Source organism: Rhodococcus sp. NPDC003322, assembly GCF_053589555.1.
Map to the genome: position 1 here is coordinate 633,724 of NZ_JBSFSC010000005.1, position 22,712 is coordinate 656,435.

The 22,712-nt window shown below is 69.3% G+C and carries 24 protein-coding genes and 1 pseudogene; 16 read left to right on the forward strand and 9 right to left on the reverse strand.

The window, feature by feature from the left end; translation table 11 throughout:
* Positions 1-13 precede the first annotated feature (13 nt).
* The 3 genes from ACWDUM_RS22275 (at position 14) to ACWDUM_RS22285 (ending at position 2,606) form a co-directional block, all read left to right on the forward strand.
* On the forward strand, positions 14-451 hold the full coding sequence (locus ACWDUM_RS22275) for a Zn-ribbon domain-containing OB-fold protein (protein WP_450135634.1): 438 nt from the start codon (positions 14-16) through the stop codon (positions 449-451).
* A complete protein-coding gene (locus ACWDUM_RS22280) occupies positions 448-1,593 on the forward strand; it encodes a thiolase family protein (protein WP_450135635.1) in 1,146 nt (381 codons plus the stop codon). Before ACWDUM_RS22275 ends, ACWDUM_RS22280 begins: the two co-directional genes overlap by 4 nt.
* A 179-nt stretch (positions 1,594-1,772) precedes the next feature.
* Positions 1,773-2,606: a class I SAM-dependent methyltransferase gene (locus ACWDUM_RS22285; RefSeq protein ID WP_450135636.1), complete on the forward strand. Its 834-nt coding sequence runs from the start codon at positions 1,773-1,775 to the stop codon at positions 2,604-2,606.
* A gap of 101 nt (positions 2,607-2,707) precedes the next feature.
* Here ACWDUM_RS22285 and ACWDUM_RS22290 read toward each other — a convergent pair whose 3' ends face one another.
* Together ACWDUM_RS22290 and ACWDUM_RS22295 are read right to left on the reverse strand one after the other, a co-directional pair.
* Positions 2,708-2,899: a ferredoxin gene (locus ACWDUM_RS22290; RefSeq protein WP_450135637.1), complete on the reverse strand. Its 192-nt coding sequence runs from the start codon at positions 2,897-2,899 to the stop codon at positions 2,708-2,710.
* Positions 2,896-4,101: a cytochrome P450 gene (locus ACWDUM_RS22295; protein ID WP_450135638.1), complete on the reverse strand. Its 1,206-nt coding sequence runs from the start codon at positions 4,099-4,101 to the stop codon at positions 2,896-2,898. Before ACWDUM_RS22295 ends, ACWDUM_RS22290 begins: the two co-directional genes overlap by 4 nt.
* Before the next feature lie 211 nt (positions 4,102-4,312).
* Here ACWDUM_RS22295 and ACWDUM_RS22300 point away from each other — a divergent pair, with 211 nt between their 5' ends.
* The 6 genes from ACWDUM_RS22300 (at position 4,313) to ACWDUM_RS22325 (ending at position 8,056) form a co-directional block, all read left to right on the forward strand.
* Positions 4,313-5,128 (forward strand): coniferyl-alcohol dehydrogenase, encoded by an 816-nt coding sequence (locus ACWDUM_RS22300; protein WP_450135639.1) that lies wholly within the window; start codon positions 4,313-4,315, stop codon positions 5,126-5,128.
* Positions 5,129-5,164: 36 nt separating this feature from the next.
* A complete protein-coding gene (locus ACWDUM_RS22305; protein WP_450116326.1) occupies positions 5,165-6,451 on the forward strand; it encodes a cytochrome P450 in 1,287 nt (428 codons plus the stop codon).
* A 100-nt stretch (positions 6,452-6,551) separates the two neighbouring features.
* On the forward strand, positions 6,552-6,971 hold the full coding sequence (locus ACWDUM_RS22310) for a MarR family winged helix-turn-helix transcriptional regulator (RefSeq protein WP_450135640.1): 420 nt from the start codon (positions 6,552-6,554) through the stop codon (positions 6,969-6,971).
* Between the two features lie 34 nt (positions 6,972-7,005).
* A complete protein-coding gene (locus ACWDUM_RS22315; protein WP_450135641.1) occupies positions 7,006-7,461 on the forward strand; it encodes a hypothetical protein in 456 nt (151 codons plus the stop codon).
* Positions 7,458-7,724, forward strand: a complete 267-nt coding sequence (locus tag ACWDUM_RS22320; protein WP_450135642.1) for a hypothetical protein — start codon at positions 7,458-7,460, stop codon at positions 7,722-7,724. Before ACWDUM_RS22315 ends, ACWDUM_RS22320 begins: the two co-directional genes overlap by 4 nt.
* Positions 7,721-8,056, forward strand: a complete 336-nt coding sequence (locus tag ACWDUM_RS22325) for a rhodanese-like domain-containing protein (protein ID WP_450116322.1) — start codon at positions 7,721-7,723, stop codon at positions 8,054-8,056. Before ACWDUM_RS22320 ends, ACWDUM_RS22325 begins: the two co-directional genes overlap by 4 nt.
* On the opposite strand, the gene ACWDUM_RS22330 is transcribed toward ACWDUM_RS22325, so the two are convergent.
* The 7 genes from ACWDUM_RS22330 to ACWDUM_RS22360 all read right to left on the reverse strand — a co-directional run bounded on the left by ACWDUM_RS22330 (position 8,049) and on the right by ACWDUM_RS22360 (position 14,698).
* Positions 8,049-8,846 (reverse strand): SDR family NAD(P)-dependent oxidoreductase, encoded by a 798-nt coding sequence (locus ACWDUM_RS22330; protein WP_450135643.1) that lies wholly within the window; start codon positions 8,844-8,846, stop codon positions 8,049-8,051. The genes ACWDUM_RS22325 and ACWDUM_RS22330 overlap by 8 nt on opposite strands.
* A 30-nt stretch (positions 8,847-8,876) precedes the next feature.
* Complete coding sequence (locus tag ACWDUM_RS22335) at positions 8,877-9,647, reverse strand: SDR family oxidoreductase (RefSeq protein ID WP_450116320.1); 771 nt, start codon at positions 9,645-9,647, stop codon at positions 8,877-8,879.
* Between the two features lie 87 nt (positions 9,648-9,734).
* Positions 9,735-10,496, reverse strand: coding sequence for a crotonase/enoyl-CoA hydratase family protein (locus ACWDUM_RS22340; RefSeq protein WP_450135644.1), 762 nt, complete (start codon positions 10,494-10,496; stop codon positions 9,735-9,737).
* Between the two features lie 100 nt (positions 10,497-10,596).
* Entirely contained in the window at positions 10,597-11,772 is a 1,176-nt protein-coding gene (locus ACWDUM_RS22345; RefSeq protein WP_450135645.1) for a thiolase family protein, read from the reverse strand.
* A 120-nt stretch (positions 11,773-11,892) separates the two neighbouring features.
* Positions 11,893-12,798 carry an enoyl-CoA hydratase/isomerase family protein gene (locus ACWDUM_RS22350; protein WP_450116317.1) on the reverse strand — a complete coding sequence of 302 codons (906 nt, stop codon included), beginning with the start codon at positions 12,796-12,798 and terminating at the stop codon, positions 11,893-11,895.
* Positions 12,795-14,036 carry a CaiB/BaiF CoA transferase family protein gene (locus ACWDUM_RS22355; protein WP_450135646.1) on the reverse strand — a complete coding sequence of 414 codons (1,242 nt, stop codon included), beginning with the start codon at positions 14,034-14,036 and terminating at the stop codon, positions 12,795-12,797. The genes ACWDUM_RS22350 and ACWDUM_RS22355 overlap by 4 nt, the downstream gene beginning before the upstream one ends.
* Positions 14,033-14,698, reverse strand: a complete 666-nt coding sequence (locus ACWDUM_RS22360; RefSeq protein ID WP_450135647.1) for a PaaI family thioesterase — start codon at positions 14,696-14,698, stop codon at positions 14,033-14,035. Before ACWDUM_RS22360 ends, ACWDUM_RS22355 begins: the two co-directional genes overlap by 4 nt.
* A 151-nt stretch (positions 14,699-14,849) precedes the next feature.
* On the opposite strand from ACWDUM_RS22360, the gene ACWDUM_RS22365 reads away from it, so the two are divergent.
* The 7 genes and pseudogenes from ACWDUM_RS22365 (at position 14,850) to ACWDUM_RS22395 (ending at position 22,655) form a co-directional block, all read left to right on the forward strand.
* Positions 14,850-15,686, forward strand: a complete 837-nt coding sequence (locus ACWDUM_RS22365) for an enoyl-CoA hydratase/isomerase family protein (RefSeq protein ID WP_450135648.1) — start codon at positions 14,850-14,852, stop codon at positions 15,684-15,686.
* An 80-nt stretch (positions 15,687-15,766) separates the two neighbouring features.
* Positions 15,767-16,570 carry an enoyl-CoA hydratase/isomerase family protein gene (locus tag ACWDUM_RS22370; RefSeq protein ID WP_450135649.1) on the forward strand — a complete coding sequence of 268 codons (804 nt, stop codon included), beginning with the start codon at positions 15,767-15,769 and terminating at the stop codon, positions 16,568-16,570.
* A 125-nt stretch (positions 16,571-16,695) separates the two neighbouring features.
* On the forward strand, positions 16,696-17,496 hold the full coding sequence (locus ACWDUM_RS22375; RefSeq protein ID WP_450135701.1) for an enoyl-CoA hydratase/isomerase family protein: 801 nt from the start codon (positions 16,696-16,698) through the stop codon (positions 17,494-17,496).
* A 17-nt stretch (positions 17,497-17,513) separates the two neighbouring features.
* Entirely contained in the window at positions 17,514-19,064 is a 1,551-nt protein-coding gene (locus ACWDUM_RS22380; RefSeq protein WP_450135702.1) for a class I adenylate-forming enzyme family protein, read from the forward strand.
* Positions 19,054-19,731, forward strand: a pseudogene (locus tag ACWDUM_RS22385) (AMP-binding protein); the annotation flags it as partial. The gene ACWDUM_RS22380 and the pseudogene ACWDUM_RS22385, both read left to right, overlap by 11 nt.
* 120 nt (positions 19,732-19,851) lie before the next feature.
* Positions 19,852-21,531, forward strand: a complete 1,680-nt coding sequence (locus ACWDUM_RS22390; protein WP_450135703.1) for a class I adenylate-forming enzyme family protein — start codon at positions 19,852-19,854, stop codon at positions 21,529-21,531.
* The gene (locus ACWDUM_RS22395; protein WP_450116311.1) at positions 21,528-22,655 is read left to right on the forward strand and encodes an NDMA-dependent alcohol dehydrogenase; all 1,128 of its coding nucleotides are present in this window, start codon (positions 21,528-21,530) and stop codon (positions 22,653-22,655) included. Before ACWDUM_RS22390 ends, ACWDUM_RS22395 begins: the two co-directional genes overlap by 4 nt.
* The last annotated feature ends 57 nt before the right edge of the window (positions 22,656-22,712 follow it).

Below are 22,712 nucleotides of genomic sequence, written 5' to 3' on the forward strand. Positions count from 1 at the left end.
CTCTGGAGGCCCCATGCCCACAGTCATCTCACCCGAGATCTCGACCTGGCCCGACCCCGAACCGCACCTGCTCGGCAGCCGCTGCGACGCCTGCGCGGCGACCGTCTTCCCGGTCCAGGCGCAGTGTCCGCGCTGCAGCGCGGCATCGATGACGGATGTGGAGTTGCCCAGACGCGGCACTCTCGTCTCCTGGACCACCCAGGGATTCCTCCCCGGGCCGCCCTATCTCGGCAAGGAGACCGCGAAGACGTTCACCCCGTTCGGCGTCGGGCTCGTCCAACTCGGTGACGTGATCCGCGTCGAGAGCCGGCTCACCGAGAACGACCCGGCCGCACTGCGATTCGGAATGGAGATGGAACTGACGATGATTCCGCTGAGCACCGACGAATCCGGCGACGAGATTCTGACCTTCGCGTTCGAGCCGGTCCCGACGGCGGGAGGTGCCGCATGAACGACGTGGCCATCATCGGCGTGGGCATGCACCCGTTCGGCCGGTTCGAGGGCAAGACCGCCATGCAGATGGGCGCCGACGCCATCCGGGCCGCGCTGACCGACGCCGGGCTCGAGTGGCGCGACATCCAGTTCGCGGTCGGCGGCAGCTGGGAGGTCGCCAATCCCGATGCCATCGTCGGCCTGGTCGGGCTGACCGGCATTCCCTTCACGAACGTGTTCAACGCCTGCGCCACCGCAGCCAGCACGACCGAGGCCTGCGCCGACGGGATCCGCCTCGGTCGCTACGACATCGGCATCGCGATCGGTATGGACAAGCATCCCCGCGGCGCCTTCACGGTGGATCCCACGCTGGTGGGGATGCCGAAGTGGTACGGCGAGAACGGCCAGTACCTCACCACCAAGTTCTTCGGAATGAAGGCGAACCGGTACCTGCACGACCACGACATCTCCGAGATGACCCTGGCACGGGTGGCGGCGAAGAACTACCGCAACGGCGTGCTCAACCCGAACGCCTACCGACGCAAGCCGATCCCCGAGGAAGAGATCCTGGCGTCGCCGATGCTCAACCACCCGTTGACGCACTACATGTTCTGCTCCCCCGACGAGGGCGCCGCGGCGGTGATCATGTGCCGGGCGGACATCGCACACCGGTTCACCTCCAAACCGGTCTACCTGCGATCGGTCGAGGTCCGGACCCGCAGCTACGGCGCGTACGAGGTGAACACCACCTACGCGCCGGTCGAGGAGGATGCCTCCCCCTCGGTGTACGCCTCGCGCGCGGCCTTCGAATCGGCAGGCATCGCCCCGGGGGACATCGACGTGATCCAACTCCAGGACACCGACGCCGGCGCCGAGGTCATCCACATGGCCGAGGCCGGGTTCTGCGCCGACGGGGACCAGGAGAAGCTGATCGCCGAGGGCGCCACCGAAATCGGCGGATCCATGCCGGTCAACACCGACGGCGGACTGATCGCCAACGGTGAACCGATCGGCGCATCCGGGCTGCGTCAGCTGCACGAACTGGTGCTGCAGTTGCGTGGCGAAGCGGGGCCACGTCAGGTGGCGGGCAACCCGCGGGCCGGGTTCGCGCTGCTCTACGGTGCGCCCGGCACGGCCGGCGCCACCGTGGTCAGCACCTGATCGATCCCCGAACCCGAGCACTACCGGCGGGGCCATCGTGCGCGTCCGACGGCGATGCAGTCGGCCTGGCAGGCATCGGCCCCGCCGCCTTCTCGAATCACGCCAATACTGTTGATTTACAATTCTTTTCGTGCTATGATTCCCTTTCGCTGATTGCCCGCTTGCGGTACACATGCGGTGTGACCACATCAGCCTTCTCTTCGGCGTTGCTGTCCGCGGCGGCGCGGGCCGCGCACCTACTGGTCGATGACGAACCCCACATCCTCGTCGACTCGTATGCGCAGCCGATTGTCGAATCCCAAGACCCGAAACCACTCGGGTTCCACCATGCCTACCCGAGCGAACCGGTGCTGGCCGGTGCCCGGCTCTCGACAGTCGTTCGGAGCGCATTCGCCGAGAATCGTCTCGAGGAGTCCGGGTGCCGGCAGTACGTCGTCCTGGGCGCGGGCCTCGACACGTCTGCGCTCCGCGTCGCCACCCGGCTCGAAGCGAACACCTTTCATGTCGACACCCCCGACACCCTCGAGTGGCGACGCAGCGTCCTGGAGGACGCGAAGGTGCGGCCGGCCGGAATCGACGTGCCGCACGACTTTGCCTCGGGCGACCTCCTGTCCGCCCTCGCGGCAGCCGGGCTGGACCCCCGGGTACCCACCTTCGTCAGCTGGCTGGGGGTCACGATGTACCTCCGAGACACTGTGGTTCGCAACGTAATCCAGAATCTTGCGCTTCTCGCCGCGGGCTCGGAACTCGTGGCCGACGCCATCCTGCCCGAGATCGACCGCGACGACGCGGGAAACCGCTATGCCCATGCCGTGTCGAAGGTGGCCGGGGAGGGTGGAGAACCCTGGCGCACCACGGTCGACCGCGACGAGTTGCGAACGTGGCTCTCCCGAGCCGGTTGGCGCACCATGGAGGTCGTCGATGACCACGAAGCCGTCCCACCTGCACTCGATGCTCGCCAGGACGCGCTGCAACCTCGGCGACTCGCCATCCTGGCCCACGCTCGCCGCTGAACCATCACTCTCGACGGATCGGACGTGCAGGCGTCAGGAACGGCGTCGGCCCGTTTCACGACAATGAGCCGTGGAAACGGGCCGACAAGCAGGAGCAGGCCTCAGTCGACGATGGTGATGGCCTGCCTCGGACACTGCCGCGCCGCCTCGCGGATCCCCTGCTCGTTGTCCGGGGTCACCTCGGGCTGCAGCACCGTCAGGTAGTCGTCCTCGCCGAGGTCGAAGACGTCCGGTGCGATGCCGACGCACACCGCGTTGCTCTCGCAGACACCGAAGTCGACCTCGACCCTCATCGGAGCATCCGGACCGGCACGGTGTTCCAGCCGGCGACGTTCTGCATGGTGACGCGTGTGCACCGGTCGAAGTCCACCTCGAAGCGCGGCATGAAATCGAGCAGACGACCTAGCGCGATCGCGCTCTCCATCCGGGCCAGCGCCGCGCCGAGGCAGCTGTGGATTCCGTAGCCGAAACCGAGGTTCGGTGATTCGGAGCGATTGCGGTCGATGTCGAAGACGTCCGGATCGCTGAACGCCTCGGGGTCCCGGTTCGCCGATCCCAGCATCAGGAAGACGGGCTTACCCGCCGGGATCGTGACGCCGTGCAGTGTCACGTCCTTCATCGAGTACCGCACGTTGTACTGGTTCGGGGACTCGTAGCGGAGCAACTCCTCGACGGCCGCAGGAATGCGGCCGCGATCCTCGAGCAGCTTCTCCCACTCTCCGGGGTTACGAGCGAACAGCACACCGGCGTTGCCGATCAGCTTCGCGACCGTCTCGGCACCCGCACCGCCGAGGAGAGAGGCGAAGGCCGCGATCTCGAGCGTCGACAGCTTGGTCTTCTCACCGTCTTCCCGCTCCACCTCGGCCTGGACCAACTGGGTGATCATGTCGTCGCACGGGTTCTCCCGGCGCTCGTTCGCCAGCCCGTAGTAGTACCGGGTCATCTCGACGACCGCCTGCCGGCCGCGCTCGGACATGTCGACCTGTCCGATCTCCCGGTGCAGCAGGTCGTCGGTCCACAGCCGGACCTGGAGACGCATCTCCTCCGGAACGCCGAGCATCCGGGAGACCACCTCGATCGGGAACAGCACCGAGAAGTCCTGCACCAGATCGAATCCCGCGGGATCCACCTGGCCCAGGTAGTGGTCGACCAGTTCGGTGACGACCGGCTTGAGCGCCTGGATGGCGCGCGGCGTGAACACCCGGCTGACCAGGCTTCGCATGTGACGGTGTTCGGGCGGATCGAGCACGATCACCGACTTGAGCACCGGCGGCTCCCCGGTACGCACCATGGACAGGTCCATGCCGCGTGAGGAGGAGAAGGTCTCGAAGTCCCGGTACGCGGCCGACACGTCCTCGTGGCGGGTCAGCGCGTAGAAGTCGTACTCCTGGCTGTAGTAGACCGGCGCTTCCTCCCGCATGCGCCGGTACAGCTCGTACGGTCCGCCGAAGAACTCCTCGGAGAACGGGTCGAACACGAGCCTCGTCTTGGTCACTGCACCCTCCTGTCATCCCGCCATCCGGCCGGGCAGGACAGCTCGAAGTAACTTACCGTAAGGCATACTATAATTTCGTCGGTCCGTTCGCCACACTCCCACGAGGACCCCTTGCCGGAGCAGCCGGAAATTATTACAGTCGCGTTTACAGTACGAACATTCCAGGGGTGTCCCGACACCCGAACCGCAACACAGGACGGTGGCGTCGCCAGTGGAATCCGAAGAGCAGAACTCCGGGAAACAGACGTCCGGGAAGCAGAAGATCGTCGTGGTCGGCGCCGGCTCGGGAATCGGGGCGGCCACGGCCGCTCATTTCCACCGGCAGGGACACCACGTCCTCGCGGTCGACGCTCGCGAGAACACCACTCCCGCAAGCGAACACCGCCGGTGCGACCTCCGAGACAAGGCGTCGGTCGACGCTCTGCTCACCGACATCGGCGACGGCTGGGACCTGCTGGCGCACGTGGCCGGGGTCCCCGGCACCGCCCCCGCCGGGGACGTCCTGCTCGTCAACTACCTCGGAGTCCGGCTGATGACCGAGGGGATGCTCCCCCGACTCAACCAGGGCGGCGCCATCGTCGTGGTGGCCTCCACCGCGGCACTCGGCTGGCAGGACCGCACCGCCGAACTGGCCGGGCTCCTCGAGGCCACCGACGCCGACTCGGTTCTCGCCTGGCAGCAGACGCAGGACCCGAACTACCCGGTGTACAGCACCTCGAAGCAGGCGGTGCTCCACTACACGCGCCGGCTCAGCGCGCCGGCATGGGCGAAGTACGGCGTCCGGGTCAACACCGTCAGCCCCGGCCCCACCGAGACGCCGATCCTGACCGACTTCGAGCAGACCATGGGCAAGGACGTGCTCGACATGGCCCGCGGCACCGTCGGACGACACGCCACCGTCGACGACATCGTCCCGGTGATCGAGTTCCTCGGTTCCCCCGGTGCCCGCTGGGTCGTCGGCCAGGACGTCCAGGTCGACGGCGGCTTCATCACCTCGATGCTGGCCGGCGCGCCGATCGCACTCTGACCTCACGACACCCATCCGAACGACGACCGGAGCGCAATGACCATCGCCGAACCCCCGACGGAACAGCCGTCGACGTCCGACCGCCCTTACCACCCGCTGGACATCTCCGCGGGCACCTTCTGGGACAGCGACTTCCGCAGCCGCGACGAGACCTTCGCGCAACTCCGCGCCGAACCGGGCCTGACCTGGCACCCACCGTCCTCGGCGATCTTCCCGCACGAGGAGACCGGCTACTGGGCCCTCACCCGGCACGCGGACATTCGCCACGCCAGCCTCACCAACGACGTCTTCGTCTCCGGCCTGGGGATCACCGTCGATCCGATGCCCGCGGAGATCCAGCGGACGATGAGCTTCTTCCTCGCAATGGACGCGCCCGAGCACACCCGCTACCGGCGACTGATCGCCATGTCGTTCACGCCACGGCAGATCAAGCGCATCGAGGACCAGATCCGGGCGAACGCCCGCACGATCGTGGACGACCTGCTCGCCGATCTGCGGGCGAACGGGTCCGTCGACTTCGCTGCCGACTTCTCCGGACGGCTGCCGATGCGCACGATCTCGGAGATGATCGGCATCGCACCCGAGAACCACGAGGTGGTCGCGCACGCCGTCGAATGCCTGTTCAGCACCGGCGACGACGAGTACGCCTCGCTCGAGGATCGGGCCACCCATTCGATGACCCAGCTCGGCCTGCTGATGAATGCCGGCATCGAGCTCGCCCAGCTGCGCCGAGTCGAGCCGCACGAGGACCTGATGACGGGCATCGTCGAGGCCGAGGTCGACGGCCACCGGCTCACAGACACCGAGGTCGGCGCGTTCATGGTGCTGATCGGCTCGGCCGGCAACGACACCACCAAGCAGACCAGCTCGCACGCGCTCAAGGCACTGATCGATCACCCCGAGCAGCGGGACTGGCTCCTCGCGGACTTCGACAACCGGATCGACACCGCGATCGACGAGTTCGTCCGCTGGTCCACGCCGGTACTCAACTTCGCCCGGCACGCGTCGGTGGACACCGAGATCGCAGGCACGCCGATCGCGGCCGGCGAGAAGGTCGCCCTCTTCTACTGCTCCGGCAACCGGGACGAGTCGGTCTTCGATCGTCCGCACGAGTTCGACATCTCACGCTCCCCGAATCCGCACGTCGGGTTCGGGGGTGGCGGCGCACACTTCTGCCTCGGCGCCCAGCTGGCCCGGATGGAGCTGCGGCACCTGTTCCGCGAACTGCTCACCCGGCTGCCCGAGGTCGAGATCGGCGAACCCGAGTACCTGCACAGCAACTTCGTGCACGGCATCAAGCGGATGCGGCTGACGGTGCGCTGACACAGCGCCACCGGCGCTGCATTGGTTGAACGCAGACCGACACGTCCGGCTCGTGGAGCGCGCGACCGGTCGCGGGCTTCGGCGTGGGTAGCCTTCTCACATGTCCGAACCACCACCCTTCAGCCCCACGGTCACGCTGCTCACGGTGGGCCGGGTGTGGGAGGCCGCATTCACCGAGGCGCTCAAACCGCTCGGCCTGACCACCCGCAAGTACGGGTTGCTGGGCCACATCCGCGGCACCCCGGGGATCTCCTTCAGCGAACTCGCCCGCCGCTCCCGCATCACCGTGCAGAGCGCCCACACGGCGGTCGCGGCATTCGTCGAGGCCGGGCTCGTCGATGACGGGACCGCGCACGCCGGGGCGGCGTCGACCCTGACGATCACGGCCGACGGTGAGTCGTTGCTGGCCCGGGCCGCCGAGGTGGTGGCCCGTCTCGACGCGGATTTCGCCGCGCAGCACCCCGAACTCACCGAGGCGTTGCGGGCGCACATGATTCGGGTGATGTCGGCCATCAACTGACACCCGACCGCAACCTTCAGTTAGACTGAAGGTCATGGAATCACTGCTGCTCTCCCTTCATGTGGTGGCGGGCATCCTCTTCGTGGGTCCCGTCGCGGTGGCCACGAGCCTGTTTCCCCGCCATGCGCCGGTGACCGCCGGGCCGAACGGGGCGAGACAGGCCGAGCGAAGCGTCGACATCGCCCGTGTGCTGTACCGCATCACCCGCATCTACGGCGCCGTGGCGATCGGAGTGCCGGTCGTCGGCCTCGTCCTCGCCACCGTGCAGGGGCGCACGGGCGACGCCTGGGTCGTGGTCGCGATGGTGCTGACCGCCGCCGCCGGCGGACTGCTCGCCCTGCAGATCACTCCACTCCAGCAGGAGGCGCTCACCTCCCCCGATGACGGCGCCCGGCTCCGACGCCTGAGCATGACTGCGGGCGTGTTCAACCTGCTGTGGATGATCGTCGTCGTCCTGATGATCGTGCGCCCCGGATCGAGCGCCGCATGACCGGGCAGCTGCGCGGTCTCGCTGCGCTCTCGGCACTCGAAACCGTCAGCCTCCTGGCACTCCTGACCAACCTCGGCACCGTGCACAACAGCACGGTCGCGAGCATCCTCGGTCCGATCCACGGCGCGTTCTACCTCGCCGTCGCCGCCGTGGCACTCCTCGGTCGCGGGCTGGCGCCGAGGACCCGGACGTGGGCTCTCGTACCCGTGCTCAGCGGCCCGATCACGATGGTCAACCTGCGACAGCAGGCGCGTGACGCATGAGCCTGCGACACTACTTTCGCCGACCACCGGCCGTGACGGCCGCCGAGGCGGTCCGTCTCGTCGAAGACGGCGCGCTCGTCGTCGACGTCCGCCGCGAGTTCGAGTGGAATCGGGTACACATTCCCGGCGCCGTCCACGCACCTCTCGAAGTACTGCTCGACCGCTGTCCGGAGTTCCCGGACGATCGCCTCCTCATCACCTTCTGCACCGGGGGAATCCGGTCGGCCGGGGCGGCGAACCTGTTGGTGGAGAACGGCTTCGACGCCGTCAACATGAGCGGCGGACTCGTCCACTGGCGCGCCGCCGGCGGACCGCTCACACAGGTCAGGTGAAGTCCGTGCCGCCGTCGACGTTGACGTCGGCGCCGGTCATGTAGGAGTTGCGCCGAGAGCCGAGGAACGCCACCACCGCGCCCACCTCGTCGGGCAGACCCACCCGCGGCAGCTGGGCCGGATGCCCGAAGTGCTCGGTGATCGCCTCCATCAACCGGTACGGATCGTCGCTCTCGACTCCCACGGAGCGTGCCCATCCGGTCAGCGACGGCGAGGCCACGCTGCCCGGGGACACCACGTTGACCAGGATCTCGTCCTTCGCCAGCAGGAGGGACAGGTTCTTCGAGACACTGGTCACCATCGACTTCGCCGCCGTGTAGGCGACGAGCGAAACAGTCTGCCGCTGGGTCGAACTCGCGGAGAAGTTGACGATGCGGGCCCACTGCGCCGTGCGCAGCAGCGGCAGCGCCGACTGCACGCAGTGCACCATGCCGAGCACACCGTCGTCGACGGCCGTCCGCCACTGGTCGTCGGTGAGGTCCTCGACGGTGCCGTGCACGTTGGGCCCGGCCGCGTTGACGAGGACGTTCAGTTCGCCGTTCCAGCGCAGGCCCAGTTCGGCGAACACATCGACGATCCGGTCGCAGTCGCGCAGGTCCGCCTCGAGACCCACGGCGTCGGGGCTTCCGAGTTCGGTCAGCTCGGACACCGCGGCATCGAGGTCGTCTCGGGTACGGGAGAGCACGGCCACCCGAGCGCCGTCCGCGGCGAAACAGCGCGCGGCGGCCAGGCCCATGCCCCGGCCGCCGCCGGCCACCACGACGGTGGCATCCCTCAGTCCCAGATCCACTTCAGTTCCAGATCACTCGCGTCTGCGAGGTCACTTCGGCTGGAATCGCTGTGCGCCGTCGATACGGACGACCTCACCGTTGATGTACGGGTTCTCGAGGAGGTACGCCGCCAGGCTCGCGTACTCGTCCGGGGTGCCGAGGCGCTTCGGGAAGGGCACGCTGGCGGCGAACTTCCCGAGTGCCTCCTCCCCGAGGAACTCCATGATCGGAGTGCGCATGGTGCCGGGCGCGATGCTGTTGAGCCGGATCCCGACCGCACTGAGATCACGCGCACCGGTGAGCGTGAGGGCGATGACGCCGCCCTTGGCGGCGGAGTAGGCGGACTGTCCGATCTGTCCCTCGTAGCCGGCGATGGAGCTGGTCATCACGATCGAGCCGCGCTCGCCGTTGTCCTTCGGTTCGTGTGTCGCGACCTTCGCGGCCACCAGCCGGAGCACGTTGTAGGTGCCGGTCAGGTAGAGCGCGATGGTGTCGGTGAAGCCCTTGAGGGTGTGCGGGCTGCCGTCCCGGTTGACAACCTTCTCGAGGACGCCGAATCCGCCGTGCGCGATCACCGCGTGACGGAGCGTCCCGAGCTCACCGGCCGCCTCGATCGCGGCGGCCACGGAGTCCTCGTCGAGAACGTCGGTGCGCACGTAGACGGCCTTGTTGCCCAGTTCCTCAGCGAGGGCCTTGGCCTTGTCGTCGGCGAGGTCGGCGATGACGACCGCCGCACCCTCCGCGTGAAGCTTGCGTACGGTGGCGGCACCGAGTCCGCCGGCACCACCGGTGACCAGGGCCACCTCTCCTTCGAATGACACTGTGACTCCCCTTCTCTCGTGTTCCGCGCTACTCGTGTGCATGTACGGCCGCATCGGCCGGCCGGGTGGGTGGTGAACGGAGCCCGGTCAGGAACCGGTCCACCGGGGGGCGCGCTTCTCCGCGAACGCCGCTGCGCCCTCCTTCGCGTCCTGGGTGCCGAAGACCGGCGCGACGAGTTCCATCTGCTTCTGCCACTTCTCGTCGTCGCTCCAGCTGCGGGCCGCCGCGATGACCTTCTTGGTGACCGCCACCGCAATCGGGCCGTTCGCGGTGATGCGCGCGGCCAGTTCCAGTGCCGCATCGAGCGCCCCGCCCGGCTCGGCCAGTGTGTTGACGAATCCGAAGGAGGCTCCCTCCTCCGCGGTGAACGGGTCACCGGTCAGCGCCAGCTCCAGTGCCTTCTGGTACGGAATCCGCTCGGGCAACCGCAACAGTCCGCCGCCACCGGCGACCAGACCGCGCTTGACCTCCGGGATGCCGAAGGTGGCGTCCCGGGCGGCGACGACCAGATCGGTGGCGAGCACCAGTTCGGTGCCGCCGGCAAGGGCGTTGCCCTCGACCGCGGCGATCAACGGTTTGACCGGCGGCTTCTCGGTGAATCCCATGCCGCGGCCCGCGATGTACGGGAACTCGCCCTTCGCGAAGGCCTTCAGGTCCATCCCGGCACTGAAGTTCCCGCCCGCCCCGGTGAGCACCGCCACGGACAACTCCGGATCGGCGTCCAGTTCATCGAGCGCATCCGCGAGTCCCTGGGACACCGCCAGATTGATCGCGTTGCGGACCTCCGGACGGTTGATCGTGATGACGAGAACGCGACCACGGCGTTCCGTGAGTACTGCGTCGGACATGTTCCTCCCGGTTTCTGCGGGCCGGGCACACGGATGACGCGTGCCCGGCCGGGCACGTGGCGGGCACGCGACCCACCGCTGGACTTCTGGACCTGGCCTTCTAGACCTCGATGACGACGGCGCCACCCTGACCGCCGCCGGCACACATGGCGGCCACACCGATTCCACCGCCACGGCGCCGCAACTCGTGGACGAGAGTGGTGACCATCCGCGCACCCGAGGCGGCGATCGGATGGCCCAGGCTGCAGCCGCTTCCGGAGAAGTTGACCAGCTCCGGGTCGATCCCGTGTTCGCGGCAGGCGGCGATCGGCACGGACGCGAACGCCTCGTTGATCTCCCACAACGCCACGTCGGCAACGGAGATGCCGGCCCGGTCGAGCACGACCGGAATCACCTTCACGGCGCCGAGTCCGCAGTCCCGGGGTGCGACGCCCACCGCGCCCCAGGCGCGGACCTTGCCGAGGACCGTCAGACCCTCGGCCGCAGCCAGGGACTCCTCCGCGAGGGTGACCGCGGCAGCGGCGTCGTTGATACCGCTGCTGTTGCCCGCGGTGATCGAGAATCCCTCGATCTCGGGATGCAGAACCGGCAACGAGGCGAGCCGCTCGAGGGTGGTGTCCCGGCGGGGATGCTCGTCGATCGCGAAGTCGACCACCGAGCCGTCGGGCAGTTCGACCTTGAGTGGGATGATCTCGTCGGCGAACTTGCCCGCGTCCTGGGCGGCGACCGCCCGCAGGTGCGAGTTCAGCGCCCACTCGTCCATCTCGTGCCGGCTGATCCCTTTGGCCTTCGCGGTGTTCCACCCGACGGTGACGGCCATGTCCAGGACCGGCGCGTCCGGCGTCTCGGGATGTGTCGGCGGCATCCACGGCTCCTGGAAGGCGAGTTCGGGGCCGGGGATGCGCCACTTCATGAGCGGACCGGTCGAGAGCGACTGCACGCCACCGGCGACGAGCACCCGTTCCATACCGGACCCGATCTGGGCCGCAGCGTTGCCGATCGCGGTCAGACTGCCGGCGCAGTGCCGGTTCACGGCCTGTCCGGGTACCGACTCCAGCCCGGAGGCGGCTGCGGCATATCGCGCGAGATCACCTCCGCCGTAATGCGATTCGGCAAGGATGATGTCGTCGATCACGGCCGGGTCGACCCCGGCGCGGCGAATCGCCTCGGGGACGATCGTGGTGGCCAGGGTCTCGGCCGGAGTGTTCACGAGCGTCCCCTTGAAGGAACGCCCGATCGCGGTGCGGACGGCACTCACGATGACGGGTTGTGGCATCTTCTCGACCTCGTACTGGCGGGCTGCGCAGCGGGCAGCGGTGACGGACGGTTCGGATCGCGGGTTGATGGTAGCACTTACCGTAGTGGCAACAGTAGATAATTCTGGCGGCGCCGGTCTCTAGCGCAAATCGGGCTCGGGCACGTCGAAGTGCGCGTCACGCAGCCGGAAGGCCTCCCTGGTGCCCACCTCGGCACGGGTCTTCACGAAGTTGAACTCGCCCGGCGCGAACTGCAGATTCGTGCCGAAGGCGTGGAAGAGATAGCTCGCCACCTCCTCCCCCTGGTAGGCCTGACTCTGCTCGACCAGGCGGAACGCCTCCTTCGCGATCACCACACCGTCGGCGGGCATACGCGCCGCCTTCTCGGCCCAGTACCTCGCTCGCGCGGTCACGACGTCGCCGGCGCAGGTCTCGGTGAACACCCCCAGGTGCTCGACCGCGGCCGCCTCGACGATGTCGCCGGTCAGCAACAGCCGGCGCGCGAGCACCGGGCCGAGCCGATGGAAGAACATGTGCAGGCTGCCGAGCGCAGGCCCGAGAAACCTGGTGGCGGGCATACCGATCCGCGTGTCCCGGGCAATGACCGAGATGTCGGTCATCAGCGCCATCTCGAAGCCGCCACCGAGCGCATAGCCGCTGATCTCACCCACCGTCACCTTCGGGAACCCGAGAAAGTTGTGATAGAAGTCGAACGACCTGCGATCCACCGTCAGCCGCCTGCGCTGGCTCGGCCTGCTCTTGACGGTCCGTGATCCGGCAGGCGAGTCGCCGTTGCGTTCGCCGTACCACCCGTACGCGTTGTTCATGTCCGCGCCGGTGCTGAACACCCCCTCGGCGCCCCGCAACAGCACCACCGTCAGGTCGTCGTCGTCCGCGACGGCGTCGAGGCATCGCGCGAGGCTGTCACGCATGGCGGCATCGTAGGAATTGCGCTGCTGCGGATTGTTCAGCGTGATGGTGGCAATCCTGCGATCCCTGTCGACGTCGAAGAGAATGCGCGGATCGGACGGGGTCGGACCACTCATGAGTCGGATACCTTCCTGTTCGACAGGCCGAGTTCGGCCAGGATGTGTTCGGTGTCGGCACCGAGCGCGGGAATCGGCCCGAGCGCGACGTCCCAGCCCGAGCTGGGTGCCGGCGGAAGAAGGGTCGGCACGACCCCGACCGGGGAGTCGACCTCGACCCATCGATGCCGCTCGACGAGCTGAGGATGATCGACCAGGTCGCGGACCGAATTGATCCTCGCGCAGGCGATTCCGGCGCCGGTCAGTTCCTCGACGGCCTCCTCGAAACCCAGCGGCGCCAGATGTTCGCCGACCAGGGCGTCGACCAGCCCCCGGTGGGCGACGCGCGCGGCGTTGGTCGCGAACCGTGGATCGTCCACCAGTTCGTCGCGGCCGAGCACCAGGCGCGCCAGGCGTGCCCACTCCCGATCGTTCTGCACACTCAGCGCGACCAGACCGCCCGCCGCCACCGGGTAGGCGTCGTAGGGCGCGATCGCCGGATGGCTCATGCCCGCGTTCATCTTCGGAGTGCCGCCGTGTTTGGCGACGGTCAGGGGATAGCCCATCCACTCCGCGACCGCGTCGAGCATGCTGACCTCGATGACGCAGCCGCGACCGGTGCGGTGCCGGGCGAGCAATGCGGCGAGGATCGAGGAGTACGCGTAGCTCCCGGCGGCGATGTCGGCGACGGCGATTCCGGGTTTGATCGGCGCTTCGACCGTGCCGGTCACCGACACCACGGCCGCCTCGCATTGCACCAGCAGGTCGTAGGCGCGCCGGCTGTCGTACGGGCCGCCGGTGCCGTAACCGGAGATCTCACAGACGACGAGCTGTGGGTGAGCCACCGTCAGGTCCGCGGCGGCCAGCCCGAGATCGGCGGCCGCTCCGGGCGCCAGGTTGTGCAGGAAGACGTCGGCGCCGCTCAGCAGCGACCCGAGGACCTGCCGCCCGAACTCGGACTTGACGTCCAGGGCGAGCGACTCCTTGGTGCGGTTGAGCCAGGCGAAGTGCGCCCCCATCCCGCCGGCGGCGGTGTCGAAGCCTCGAGCGAAGTCGCCTCCGTCGACCCGCTCCACCTTGATCACGCGGGCACCCAGGTCGGCGAGGTGACGGGTGGCGAAGGGGCCCGCGACCGCCTGCTCCATCGCGACGACGAGCACGCCCTCGAGCGGACGCTCGCCGACCACGCCGGGCGGACGCTCGCCGGTCACGCCGGGCGGACGCTCGCCGGTCACGCCGGGCGGATGGTCGCCGGTCACGGCGCGCCCCCGTCCGCACGCCGGCCGTCGAATCGGAAGCCGGCGAGCTTGTCCGGCGAGAGCGCAACCGCGTCGACCTCTCCCGTGCACAACAGTTCGTCGCCGTGGAGCAGCCGAACCGTCGACAGGACGCCACGCTCGGTCGGCTGCCGGGCGATGTCGAAGGCCAGGTCGGTCAGGAGTGGTGTGGGCCGCCGGTAGCGGATGTTCATCGAACGGGTCTTGCCGGACGCCCGCACCGCGCAGTTGTGATGCTGCGCCACGCAGTCGAAGAACACCCCGAGGAACCCGCCGTGCACCAGTCCGGGCGGCCCCTCGTACGGCACGGGAAAGCACACGGTCCCGGATGCGGAGTCGGCTTCGATCCGGTCGAAGCGGTATTCGGGGAAGCTCGGATTGAATGCGCCGATGTCGAAGGCGTGGTCCAGGTAGATGCGTCGACCGGGATCGGGGTTCGGACCGATCCGCGGCGCCGGGTCGCGCGGCGCGGAGGGTGCGATGGCTCGCTCCCATTCGGCCAGCCGCGCCAGCATCTCGTCCACCGCCGGATGGTCTCGCTCGAGCGCCAGCAGCAGCCCGGTCATCCGCCGCATCGCCGCTGCGGCCGCCATCGTCTGCCCGAGCGGCTTCTCGCCGAATCGGGCGTCGTCCTGCTGCGCCATGGGCCACCTTCCTCGGCAGCGTGGTTCCGTCCGCGGCCGATCCTTGCTAACTTGTGTCAGCAATAACGGTATCGCCTACCGTATAGCTAACAGTATCTGTCTGGGAAGAACGGATTCACCGAAGAGTGGACGCAGAAGATGGGAGCCGGCGGTGACCACGGACATCGACTCGGCGGGCGCGACCGCCGCCGTCAGGACACATCGGGAGGGCGCCCTGCTCGACGTCGTCCTCGACCGCCCCCGAGCGCGCAACGCACTCAGCCACGCGATGATCGACGACCTCGTCCGCACGCTCACCGACGCGGCCTCCGACGACACCCTGCGCGCGATCCACATCCGCGGCGCGGGCGAGAACTTCTGCGCCGGCGCGGACTGGGTCGACACCAATTCGCGCTCCGGCGACAACCCGGAAGCCGTCCGCCCTCGCGCCGGAAATCTCGTCCGGCGCGTTCCCCACGGCGCGCATCGCGTCATCGAACTCGTCCACACCATCGCACTGCCGGTCGTCTGCAGCGTCCGAGGCTGGGCCGTCGGACTCGGCTGCAACCTCGCCCTCGCCGCGGATTTCACCCTCGCCGCCGACGACGCCGTCTTCTGGGAACCCTTCCTGAGCCGCGGATTCAGCCCCGACTCCGGGTCCACCTGGCTGCTGCCCCGCCTCGTCGGACTCGCCCGGGCGCGCAGGATGCTTCTCCTCGGAGAGAAGGTCAGCGGCACCCGGGCCGCGGACTGGGGCCTCGTCCACGACAGCGTGCCTGCGGCCGATCTCGACCGGGCCGTGGAGGACCTGCTGCACCGGCTGGCCACCGGGCCGACCGTCGCACTCGGCTTCGCGAAGCAGGCACTCGCGCACGCTCAGCACGCCACGCTGGAGCAGGCGATGACCCAGGAGCTCTACAACCTCGAACTCGCGTGTCGCACCGGCGATTTCAAGGAGGGACTGGCGGCATTCACGCATCGCCGGAACCCCGCATTCGAGGGCCGATGAACAACGCTGAGACAACCCGCACCGAGACACCCCGCACCGCGACGACCCGAACCGCGACAAGCCGCACCGAGAGGACCCGCATGTCGTACGACACGATCAAGTACGAAGTCGACGGCCACACCGCGACCATCACGCTCAACCGCCCCGACGCGCTGAACGCCCTGAGCCCTCACATGATCACCGAACTACGCGCCGCGTACGCCGAAGTCGAGAACGACGACCAGGTGTGGCTGCTCATCGTCACCGGCAGCGGCCGGGCATTCTGCACCGGCGCCGACGTCAAGGAGATCCCCGGTGACGGCAAGGTGATCAACGAGAAGCCCTACCTGTCCACCTACGAGCAGTGGGAGGCACCGCAGGAAGGCACTCCCCCCTTCCGCACGATGGCGAAACCCGTGATCACCGCGGTCAACGGACTCTGCTGCGGCGCCGGACTCGACTGGGTGACCACCGGCGACATCGTGATCGCATCGGCGAACGCCACATTCTTCGACCCCCACGTCTCGATCGGGTTGGTCGCCGGCCGTGAAGTGGTACGTCTGGCTCGCGTGCTCCCCCGCTCCGTCGCGCTGAGAATGGCACTGATGGGCAAGCACGAACGCATGCCGGCGCAGCGGGCGCGCGAACTGGGGATGATCAGCGAGGTCGTCGAACCCGACCGTCTGCTCGAGCGCGCACACGAAATCGCCGACATCGTCAACTCCAACGCACCCCTCGCGGTCCGCGGAACCCGGCTCGCCATCCTCAAGGGACTCGACCTGCCCCTGCACGAAGCCGAGATGCTCGCCGAATCCTTCCGCGAACGAGTGACCCGAACCGAGGACGCACTCGAAGGCCCCCGCGCCTTCGTCGAGAAGCGCGCACCGGATTGGCAGTGCAGATGACCGGCTCGCCGGAAGGGCAGATGACGGGCTCGCCGGAAGGGCAGATGACGGGCTCGCCGGAAGGGCAGACGCCCGGCTCGCCGGAAGGGCAGACGCCCGGCTCGACGGGAGGGCGGACGCCCGCCCTGCGGACCGATTGGGAAACGCTCCTGGTCGAGGTGGACGCGGCGACCCACGTCGCCACCGTCACCCTCAACCGCCCGGACCGCCTCAACGCGTTCGACCGGACCATGTGCGAGGAGATGGCCCGGGTGTGGCAGGACGTCAAGCTCGACGATCGCGTCCACGCCGTGGTGCTGCGCGCAGCGGGCGACCGGGCATTCAGCGCGGGCCTCGACGTCAAGTCCAGCTACGGACAGCCCGACAACATCTGGAGTCACGAGGACCCGGGCGAACTGCTCAGCCCGAAATGGCAGAAGATGTGGAAACCGGTCGTGTGCGCCGTCCAGGGCATGTGCACCGCCGGCGCGTTCTACTTCGTCAACGAGGCCGACATCGTCATCTGCGGCGCCGACGCGACGTTCTTCGACTCTCACGTCTCGGCCGGCCTCGTCTCCGCACTGGAACCGGTCGGTCTGATGCGCCGCGTCGGACTGGGCGAGACACTGCGAATCGCGTTGATGGGCAACGACGAACGGATCTGCGCCGACACCGCGCTCCGCATCGGACTCGTCTCGGAGGTCCTCCCCGCCGCCGACCTCTGGGCCCGCGCCCACGAGATCGCCGCGACGATCGCCGCCAAGCCACCGGCCGCCACCCAGGGAACGGTCAAGGCCATCTGGGAGTCTCTGGACAAGCCCTACCGCGCGGCGCTCGACCACGGCCTGATCTACACCCGCCTGGGCAATCCGATCGGTACTGCGCAGCTGGCGCAGCAGCGCGCCCGCTCGGGGAACCACGGCCGGACCGCCCCGAGAATTCGATAGGAACGGCAGTGACCACGATGAATGCCCCCGCCACCACACCGGATCACGTCCTCTCACGTCGCATCGCCGACGTCCTCCGGATCGAACTCGACTCCGCAGCAATCGAATACGGCGGCAACTGGTGCACCTGGCGGCAACTCTCCGACTGTGCCGAGCGGATCCGGGAGACCGTCGGCCGGATCGCTCCCGGCAGGGCACCGCGGGTCGGGATCCTGCTGCGCAATCGGCCCGTCCACGTCGCCGCACTGCTCGGAGTCCTGCTCGGCGGCGGCTGCGTCGTGGTGGTCAATCCGTCCCGCGGCGACGACCGGACCCGCGCCGACCTGCGCGCCCTGGCCCTGCCCGTCGTTCTCGGCGAAGCCGACGACCTGGCGACGTTCGTCGCCCCCGATGTCACCACCGTGTCCGTCACCGACCTGACCGAGGCCCCCGTCGTGCACCCTGCGACCGGCACGGTCCCGGCCCCTGCCACGCAGAGCGGTTCCGGCAGGGTCGATTCCCCCGAGAGTGATCCGAAGGTGGCCGTCCTGATGCTCACCAGCGGCACCACCGGGCCGCCGAAGCGGGTCGCCCTGACCTACGACATGCTCGCCCGAAGCGTTCTCGGACCCGAACCGGGCCGCTGCCCGGAGAAGCTCAGCAGTGGCGTCGGGATCGTCAACGCACCCCTGGTCCACATCGGCGGCGTGTTCCGGGTGCTGCAGTGCATCGTGGCCGCACGACCGTTCGTGCTGCTCCCCCGTTTCGAGATCCGGGCCTGGGCGGACGCGGTGCGGCGGTACCGTCCACGCGCGGTGTCGCTGGTCCCCGCCGCAGTGCGCAGCATCCTGCACTCCGATCTCACCCGCGAGGATCTCGACGGCATCACCGTCGTCACCTCGGGCACCGCACCGCTGTCCGCCGACGACGCCGACGCGTTCACCGAGCGGTTCGGGATCCCCGTCCTCACCTCGTACGCCGCAACCGAGTTCGGGGGCGGCGTCGCCGGCTGGACCCTGCCCGACCACCGACGCCACTGGGCCACCAAGCGGGGCAGCGTGGGCCGCGCCCAGCCCGGATCCCGGCTGCGGGTCGTCGACGAGGGCGGCAACGAACTGCCGACCGGCGAGGTGGGACTGCTCGAGGTCAAGCCGGGTCAGCTCGGCGCCGACGCCGACTGGATCCACACCACCGACCTCGCCCGCCTCGACGGAGACGGATTCCTCTGGATCGTCGGGCGGGCGGACCAGGCCGTCATCCGCGGCGGATTCAAGGTGCTCCCCGAGGACGTCCGCGCCGCACTGGAATCCCACCCCGACGTTCTCGGCGCCGCCGTCATCGGCCGCCGCGACGACCGGCTCGGCGAGGTGCCGGTCGCGATGGTCGAACTGAGCGCCGGCGGGACCGCCGACGCGACGGCGCTGACCACGTATCTGTCGGCACGACTGGCCCGCTACGAGATCCCCACCGAGATCGCCGTGGTCCCGGCGCTGCCCCGAACCCCTTCCGGGAAGGCCGATCTGGCCGCCGTCCGTGCCCACTTCGACAGCCTTGCCGATCACGACCCCGGGGTGGGCGATGTCCGCTGACGAACAGCCGACGGCGACGCCTGCGACCGGGCCGCGTGACCGGGAGACCCCCGACGCGCGAGCAGCCCGTGCCCTGATCGCGCTCGGCGCGGGCAAGGGCACCCGCGTCGGCATTCACGGCGGAGCCCGGTTCGCCGAGTGGGCGCCGGCGGCGCTGCGGGTCGGTGCCGTCGTCGTTCCGCTGCCCGACCCCGCCGACGACGCCAGCGGCACCGAGACCCGCCGCCGCCTCTCCGACGCCGAGGTGGAGATCGTGCTCGGTCCGCCCGACGACGCTCCGGCACCGGGCACCGACCTGCCGCACCTGCGGCACGTGATCGGCACCGGCGAGGTCGAGGGGTTCCTGCGGCACGGGAACACGATCCCGGTGGATCTGCTGGAGGCGGTGGAGGCCGACGTCGCCGACGACGACCTGGTCGCGGTCCTGTACGGACCCGACCGCCACACCCCGGGCGCGCTGCACACCCGTGCCGGAGTGGCCGCCGGGCGGTCCGCCGAGTTCCTCGTCGAACACCTGCGCAGGTTCTGCGCACGCGAGGGCGGCGGACCGGGGCACGCCGAGACCGCAGGCGCGACGGCGGCGGGCACGGAAACCAGGATCGTCGACCCCGACACCGGGGACGACACCGCCCCGGGGTCGGTCGGCGAACTCTGCGTCCGCGGCGCCGGGGTGATGCTGCGCCACGTCGGGCACAGCCGCGAACAGTGTTTCGACCCGGACGGCTGGTGGCACAGCCCGGACCTGGTGCAGAGGTCCGCCGGGGCCACGGTGGCCGACGTACCGACCGTGACGGGACGCCGCGATCGACCGCGCTGCCGCCACGGCCGCACCGCCGGGGTCACGGTGCCTGCGCTGCTCCGCAGCCACAGCGCCGCGCATCCGGACCGGCCGATGGTCATCGACACCCGGGATCGGCTGAGCTACCGCGAACTCGACGCGGCGACGCACACCGTCGCGGCGACCCTCGTCCAACACGGCATCGGCAAGGGCACCCGCGTGGGCGTGCTGATGCCGAACAGCACCCGCTGGCTCACGATCGTCCTGGCGCTGGCCCGGATCGGCGCGGTCGCGGTCCCGCTCAGCACCCTGCTCACGCCCCGCGAACTGCGCGCGCAACTGGCCACCGCCTCGGTGCGGTTCCTGGTGGCGGTCGAGGAGTTCCGCGGACGCCGGCACCTGGACGGCCTCGCCGCCGAACTCGGCTCGGCGCTGCCGACCGGGAAGGAGCCGCTGCTGAACCCGGCGCTCCCCGCGCTGCGCGGGGTGTGGACACCGGAGTACCTCGCGCTGCACCGGCCGGCCCCCGAGGCGCTGGCCCTCGTCGATCCGCTGTCCGACCGGGTCACCGCCGCCGACGACCTGGTCGTCATCTTCACCTCCGGAAGCAGTGGGAGCCCCAAGGGCGTGATCCACTCCCACGGCAGCGCCCTCGCAGCGGTAATCGCCACCCTCGCGGACCGGTGCATCGGACCGGACACCCGCCTGTACCTGCCGATGCCGTTCTTCTGGGTCGGCGGATTCGGGGCGGGCATCCTGTCCGCGCTGGCCGCCGGGGCGACACTGGTCACCGAGGAGGTCCCGAGCCCGGAATCGACCCTGAAACTTCTCGAACGCGAACGCGTCACCCTCTTCCGGGGCTGGCCGGACCAGGCGCAGGCGTTGGCCGCCGAGGGCGCGCGCGCCGACCTGTCGTCGCTGCGGCCGGGCAGCCTCGAGGCGCTGTTGCCTGCCGAGTTGAGGTCCGCGCCCGGTGCCCGGGCCAACCTGTTCGGGATGACGGAGTCCTTCGGTCCGTACAGCGGCCACGCGGCCGACACCGACATGCCCCGGACCGCGTGGGGCAGCTGTGGCCGGCCGTTCGACGGTGTCGAGCTGCGGATCGTCGACACGCGCACCGGCGAGACCGCGCCGGTGGGCACCGTCGGCGAGATCCGGCTGCGCGGCACCCATCTGCTGCGCGGAATCTGCCGGCGCCGCCGGGAGGACGTGTTCACCCCCGACGGGTTCTACCGCACCGGCGACCTCGGCCGGGTCGACGAGGACGGATTCCTCTTCTACCAGGGCCGTTCGGACGACATGTTCAAGGTCAGCGGCGCGACGGTGTACCCGAGCGAGGTGCAGGCCGCGCTGCGCACGCTGCCCGGCGTCCGCGCCGCCTTCGTCACCAGCCTGCCCGGACCTGCCGGCGACCGGGTCGCCGTCGCGGTCGTCGGAGGTCCGGAGCTGACGTCCGAGACGCTCCGGCGGGGTGCGCGTGCCCTCCTGTCCGCGTTCAAGGTCCCCTCTGTGTGGCGGATCGTCCACGACGATGCCGACATCCCCCGCGGCGCCACCGGGAAGGTCGACCCGTCCCGGCTGCGCGAGCTTCTCGCCGACACCGGCGACAACCCTCGTCCCCACACCGGATCTCCGCTCGCGGCGCCGGTACCCGCAGGCACTGCAACGAAAGTCGAGGTGAACCCGTGAAGACGAAGGGCGCACTCATCCACGGCGCCAACCAGCCGTGGTCGATCGAGGAGATCGAGATCGGCGAACCCCGCCGCGGCGAGGTCCTGGTCCGCATGGAGGCAGCCGGGCTCTGTCACTCCGACCACCACCTGGTCACCGGGGACGTCGAGATGGCGGGCTTCCCGGTCCTCGGCGGTCACGAGGGCGCCGGCGTGGTCGTCGAGGTCGGCGCCGGCGTGGACGACCTGACGGTCGGCGACCACGTCGTGATGTCGTTCATCCCGTCGTGCGGCAGGTGCCCGTCCTGCCAGTCCGGCAACCGGAACCTGTGCGACATGGGCGCGAACCTGCTCGCCGGGGCGTCGGTGTCCGACGGCTCGTTCCGGATCACCTCCGGGGGCCGGAACGTGTACCCGATGTCGCTGCTGGGCACCTTCGCCCCGTACGCGGTGGTTCACCAGACCTCGGTGGTCCGCATCGACCCGACGATCCCGTTCGAGGTCGCCTGCCTGGTCGGCTGCGGAGTCACCACCGGTTACGGCTCCGCGGTGCACACGGCCCGGGTCCGGCCCGGGGACGACGTCGCGGTCGTCGGGGTGGGCGGCGTGGGGACCGCGGCACTGCAGGGCGCGGTGATCTCCGGTGCCCGCAGGGTCTTCGCGGTGGACCCGGTGGAGTGGAAGCGCGAGCAGGCGGCGAAGTTCGGGGCCGACGAGGTGTTCGCGGATCTGGACGCCGCGCTGGCCGGGGTGACCGCGGCCACCGAGGGGCGCATGTGCCGGAAGGTGATCGTCACCGTCGGCCGGTGCGACGGACGCGATGTGGAGAGCTGGCTGCGGCTGACCGCGAAGAACGGCACCTGCGTGGTGGCAGGCATGGGCAGCGTCACCGCCACCGACGCCTCGCTCAACCTGTCCACCCTCACGCTGCAGCAGAAGAAGCTGCAGGGCAGCATCTTCGGCGGCGGCAACCCGCATCTCGACATCCCCGAGGTGCTCGCGCTGTACAAGCTCGGCGATCTTCGGATCGACGACATGGTCACCCGCGAGTATCGGCTCGACCAGATCAACGACGGCTACCGGGACATGCTCGAGGGCCGAAACATCCGCGGAGTCGTCCGGTTCACCGACGAGGATCGGTGACCGGCCGCCACGGTGGGCGCGCGGATTCCCGGAATCCCGCCGCCCCGGAAGCCGAAC